We start from the raw sequence: 4,766 nt of genomic DNA, 5'->3' as shown, positions 1-4,766 counted from the left end.
CGCCGAAGGACTCCAGCGCGTCACGATGCGCCGCCTGGCCCAGGAACTGGACACGGGACCGGCGTCGCTCTACGTCTACGTGGCCAACACCGCGCAGTTGCACGCGGCGATCCTCGACGAGCTCCTGGGCGAGGTCGATCTCGGCCCGGTCACCGCGTCCGGGGACTGGCGCGAGCGGATCGAGGCGGTCCTCGCCTCGTACGGCGCGGTGCTCCACGAGCACCCGAGCCTCGCCCACTCGGCCCTGGTCGCCCGCCCCTCGGGACCTCACTACCTGGACCTGGTCGAGGCGCTCCTGGCGCTGCTCGCCGAGGGCGGCGTGCCGGACGGTCAGGCCGCCTGGGGCGTCGACGTCCTGCTGCTCACGACCACCGCGAGCGCGGCCGAACATGCCGCCCGGGACGACGCGGCCGCGTCGGACGAGGAGTGGAACGCGCTCGCCGACGCCGTCGAGAACGCCTCCCCGGCCACGACTCCGCACATCGCCGCMCTCGGCTCCCAGTTGCTCTCGGGAACCCCGGGGGCGCGCCGCGCCTGGGCCGTCCGGATGCTCCTCTCCGGCATGGCGGACACGCCGCGCCCGTCCGCCTGACCCCTGGTCCCGCCCGTCGTCCGTCCGGTCGGCGCGCCGGCCGCCGCCCCGTGGCTCACATGCCGTGCTGGACGACCCCGCGCGTGGAGAACGTGACGGGATCGCCGCCGGTGAAGTCGCCCGGCGGGATGCCGGGGTGATGCCCCTCGCTCGGCGCCGGCGTCTCGGCGCGGGGGCCCAGCGCGAGGCGCGACACGATGCGGTAGCGGTCGCCCCGGTAGAGCGAGTGCACGTACTCCACCGGCCGGTTGCGGGTGTCGGTGGTGAGGCGCTCGAAGAGCAGCGCGGGGGAGAGTTCGGGCACGTCGAGCAGGTCGGCCTCGGCGCGCGTCACGACCGTCGGCTCGATCGACTGCACCGCCTCGCTGACCTGCACGTCGTGCCGGTCGCGCAGGTGCTCGTACAGGTCTCCCTGCTCCAGTTCGTCACTGGTCAGGTCGGGGACGAGGTCGGCGCGCACGTGCAGGTACTCGATGGCCATCGGCGAGCCGTCGACCAGCCGGAGGCGCGCCACGTACCGGATCTCCGCCGCCGGTGAGATCCGCAGCTTGCGGCCCACCCGGGCGCCCGCGGGCAGGGTCCGGAACTCCAGCAGCCGGCTGGTCCACACGCCGCCGGCCTGCGGCAGGCTGAAGGCGTGCCGGTCCGACACCAGTTCCTGGGTGATCTTCTCGGCGGCCACGAACATGCCCCGGCCGTGCTCGCGCACCAGCAGCCCCGCGACGACGAGTTCGTCCACCGCCGCGCGCAAGGTGGGCCGGGAGACGCCCAGTTCGGCGCTGAGCACCCGTTCGGACGGGATGGCGTCACCGGGGCGGCGCGCCTCGACGAGTTCGAGGATCGCGTCCCGGACGCGCTCGCGCTTGAGTACCGCACCGGAGGCGGCGGCGTCGATCTCCATGCGGGGCTCTCGTTCGTCGGCGACAGGGCACTGGTCATCATAACTGGTCTGCTGGTCAGGCGACCAGTGTGCGCTTACTTGCCCCCTGCTCGCCGTCGCCTGGGGGCTTTGAGGGTGAAGTCCCTTTCTGTACAGGAGGGTTGACGCCGCGATTGGTCCATGCCATTTTCATCCCGCACCGACTGGTAAACCCCTGGCAGGTAACTGGTTAAGTGGGGTGGTCGTGTGCCGTGCTCCGTGTGCCGTCCGTCCCCCAGGTCTCCAGGTCTCCAGAGGTGAACCGTGAAGTACCGCTCCCCGGCTCTGCTCGGCGCCATGCTGCTGAGCAGCGGGCTCATCGCATGCTCCTCATCGGGCGGTTCGTCCGGCGACGCCGCCTCCGGCAGGACCGTCCTCGACGTCTGGCTGATGCGGGACAGCGTCTCGGACGCCTTCCGGAAGGAGTTCGAGACGGGCTTCGAGAAGGCCCACCCCGAGATCGACGTGAAGATCCAGATCCAGGAGTGGGACGGCATCGGCGAGAAGGTCACCGCCGCACTGGCCAGCAACGACGCGCCCGACGTCATCGAGGTGGGCAACACCCAGGTCGCCCAGTACGCCCAGAGCGGCGGTCTGACCGACTTCAGTGACAAGGTCGACGAGCTCGGCGGGGACAGCTGGCTGAAGGGCCTCGCGGAGCCGGGCGCGTACGACGGCAAGCAGTACGGCATCCCGTACTACGCCGCCAACCGCGTGGTCGTGTACCGCACCGACCTCTTCCGGAAGGCGGGGGTCGACGCGACCACGATCAAGACGCGAGAGCAGTGGATCGCCGCCACCGAGAAGCTCAACCGCGGCGGCACCCAGGGCATCTACCTGCCCGGCCAGAACTGGTACGCCCTGGCCGGCTTCGTCTGGGACGAGGGCGGCGACCTCGCCGTCCGGGAGGGCGGCCGCTGGAAGGGCGGCCTCGACAGCCCCGAGGCCCTGCGGGCCATGGCCTTCTACCAGCGGCTCCAGGCGCTCGGCAAGGGCCCCAAGGACTCCGACGAGGCCCAGCCGCCCCAGGCCGAGGTGATGGCCAAGGGGCAGATCGCCCAGATCATCGCCGCCCCGGGAGGCGCCGCCGTCGTCACCCAGAGCAACCCCGAACTCAAGGGCAAGCTCGGCTTCTTCCCCATCCCCGGCAAGACCGCGGACACCCCGGGCGCCGTCTTCACCGGCGGCTCCGACCTGGTCGTGCCCGCCGTCGCCGCGCACCAGAAGGAGGCGCTCACCTTCCTCCGCGAACTCACCGGCGACACCTGGCAGAAGAAGCTCGCGCTGACCATGAGCTACGTGCCGAACCGGACCACCCTGGCCGGCGCGGTCTCCGCCGACCCCGGCGCCGCGGCGATGGCCGTCGGCGCCGCCAACGGCCACGCCACACCCAACACGCCCCAGTGGGCGGCCGTCGAGGCCAAGAACCCGATCAAGGACTACATGACGGCCGTGCTCACCGGCCGCGACGCCGGGTCCGCCGCGGCCACGGCGTCGCAGACCATCACCACCACCCTGAACAGCGGCTCCTGACCACGACGGCGCCCCGCCGCGCTACGTCGTCACCCTCGCCCGCGACCAGGAGGACGTCCGCGCCGCCCAGCGCCTGCGGCACCAGGTCTTCGCGGGCGAGCTGGGGGCCCGCCTCGACGGCCCCGAACCCGGTCTGGACGTCGACGCGTTCGACGCCTACTGCGACCACCTGCTGGTCCGTGAGGAGGAGACCGGCGAGATCGTCGGCACGTACCGGCTGCTGCCGCCCGAGCGTGCCCGGATCGCCGGACGGCTCTACTCCGAGAGCGAGTTCGACCTGACCCGGCTCGCGCCCCTGCGCGACGACCTCGTCGAGGTCGGCCGCTCGTGCGTCCACCCCGCCCACCGCAACGGCGCCGTCATCGCCCTGATCTGGGCCGGGCTCGCCCGCTACATGACCCGCACCGGCCACAACTGGCTGGCCGGCTGCTGCTCGATACCGCTCGCCGACGGCGGCGCGCTGGCCGCCGCCACCTGGGACACCGTCCGGACCCGGCACCTCGCGCCCGAGGAGTACTGGGTCACGCCGCACCGGCTCTGGACCCCCGAGGCCACCGGCCGGCCCGAGGGCCGCGTCGAACTGCCCCCGCTGCTGCGCGGCTACCTCCGCCTCGGCGCCCGGGTCTGCGGCGCCCCCGCCCACGACGTGGACTTCGGGGTCGCCGATCTGTACGTCCTGCTGTCGCTGCGCGACACGAACCCCCGCTACCTGCGCCACTTCCTCTCGCTCGTGCCCGCCCGGTGACCACCGTCCCGGGCCCCGGCGCGGCCGTCTCGCCGTGGCTGCCCACGGCACCCTGCACCCCGGGCCGGTGCGCSGCGCACCCCGGGCCCGCCGCCGCGACCGTGGGTCCCGCCCGGGCCCTCGTCCGGCTGGCCGCCGGCCTGGCCACCGTGGCCGCCGGCCTCCTGCTCGCACCCCTCGCCGCGCTCCTGCCGGCCGCCGCCCGCCGGGCGGCGACCCGCCGGTGGTGCCGGGCCGTCGTACGCGCCTTCGGCGTGCGCCTCCGCGTCACCGGGGCCCCCGCCGAGGGCCCGCTGCTCGTCGTCGCCAACCACGTCTCCTGGCTGGACATCCCGCTCATCGCCGCGGTGCTGCCCGGCCGGATGCTCGCCAAGACCGAGGTCCGGTCCTGGCCGGTGCTCGGTCCCCTCGCGGCCCGCGGCGGCACGCTGTTCATCGACCGCGACCGGCTGCGCGCCCTGCCCGGCACCGTCCGCGCGATCGGCGCCGTGCTCGCCGGCGGCGGCCGTGTGATCGTCTTTCCCGAGGGCTCCACCTGGTGCGGCCGGGCGGCGGGTGCCTTCCGGCCCGCCGCCTTCCAGGCCGCGCTCGACACCGCCGCCGGCGTCCAGCCGGTCCGGCTCGCCTACGGCCCCGCCGGACCGGCCGCGTTCGTCGGGGACGATTCGCTGGCCGCGTCCCTGTGGCGGATCGCGGCGGCCGGCGGACTGACCGCCGAGGTGCGGATCCTCGATCCGCTCCCCGGCGGCCGCTACCCGGACCGCCGCGCCCTCGCCGCGGCGGCTCAGCGCGCGATCGCCAGCGACAGCGCGAACCGCCCCTTCCGGTCCGTCCACCAGCGGGTCAGCTCCAGCCCCGCGTCCGCGAGCTCGCTGCGCACCCCCGCCTGACGGAACTTCGCCGACACCTCCGTCCGTACCTCCTCGCCCTTCTCGAACGGCACGATCAGGTCGAGCTCCGGGATCTTCACCGTGAGC

Annotated in this window: 4 protein-coding genes and 2 pseudogenes; 4 read left to right on the top strand and 2 right to left on the bottom strand. The window is 73.8% G+C overall.

Annotated elements, in window-relative coordinates:
* Positions 1-592: TetR/AcrR family transcriptional regulator (locus EAO71_RS22180; protein WP_147979583.1), on the top strand; the 592-nt coding region annotated here is incomplete at its 5' end.
* Between the two features lie 55 nt (positions 593-647).
* Here the strand turns inward: EAO71_RS22180 and EAO71_RS22175 are convergent.
* On the bottom strand, positions 648-1,493 hold the full coding sequence (locus EAO71_RS22175) for a GntR family transcriptional regulator (RefSeq protein ID WP_147979582.1): 846 nt from the start codon (positions 1,491-1,493) through the stop codon (positions 648-650).
* 282 nt (positions 1,494-1,775) lie between these two features.
* On the opposite strand from EAO71_RS22175, the gene EAO71_RS22170 reads away from it, so the two are divergent.
* The 3 genes and pseudogenes from EAO71_RS22170 to EAO71_RS22160 form a co-directional block, all read left to right on the top strand.
* Complete coding sequence (locus EAO71_RS22170; protein ID WP_147979581.1) at positions 1,776-3,044, top strand: extracellular solute-binding protein; 1,269 nt, start codon at positions 1,776-1,778, stop codon at positions 3,042-3,044.
* Positions 3,045-3,054: 10 nt separating this feature from the next.
* Positions 3,055-3,789 (top strand): annotated as a pseudogene (locus EAO71_RS22165) (GNAT family N-acetyltransferase); the annotation flags it as partial.
* A pseudogene (locus EAO71_RS22160) lies at positions 3,786-4,397 on the top strand (lysophospholipid acyltransferase family protein); the annotation flags it as partial. The pseudogenes EAO71_RS22165 and EAO71_RS22160, both read left to right, overlap by 4 nt.
* A gap of 176 nt (positions 4,398-4,573) precedes the next feature.
* Here the strand turns inward: EAO71_RS22160 and EAO71_RS39725 are convergent.
* The coding region (locus EAO71_RS39725) for an L-histidine N(alpha)-methyltransferase (protein WP_147979578.1) at positions 4,574-4,766 on the bottom strand (193 nt) is incomplete at its 5' end.

Origin of the sequence: Streptomyces sp. MS191 (genome assembly GCF_008042125.1) — a bacterium.
Taxonomy (GTDB): Bacteria; Actinomycetota; Actinomycetes; order Streptomycetales; family Streptomycetaceae; genus Streptomyces.
This window is presented reverse-complemented; position numbering and strand designations above follow the sequence as displayed.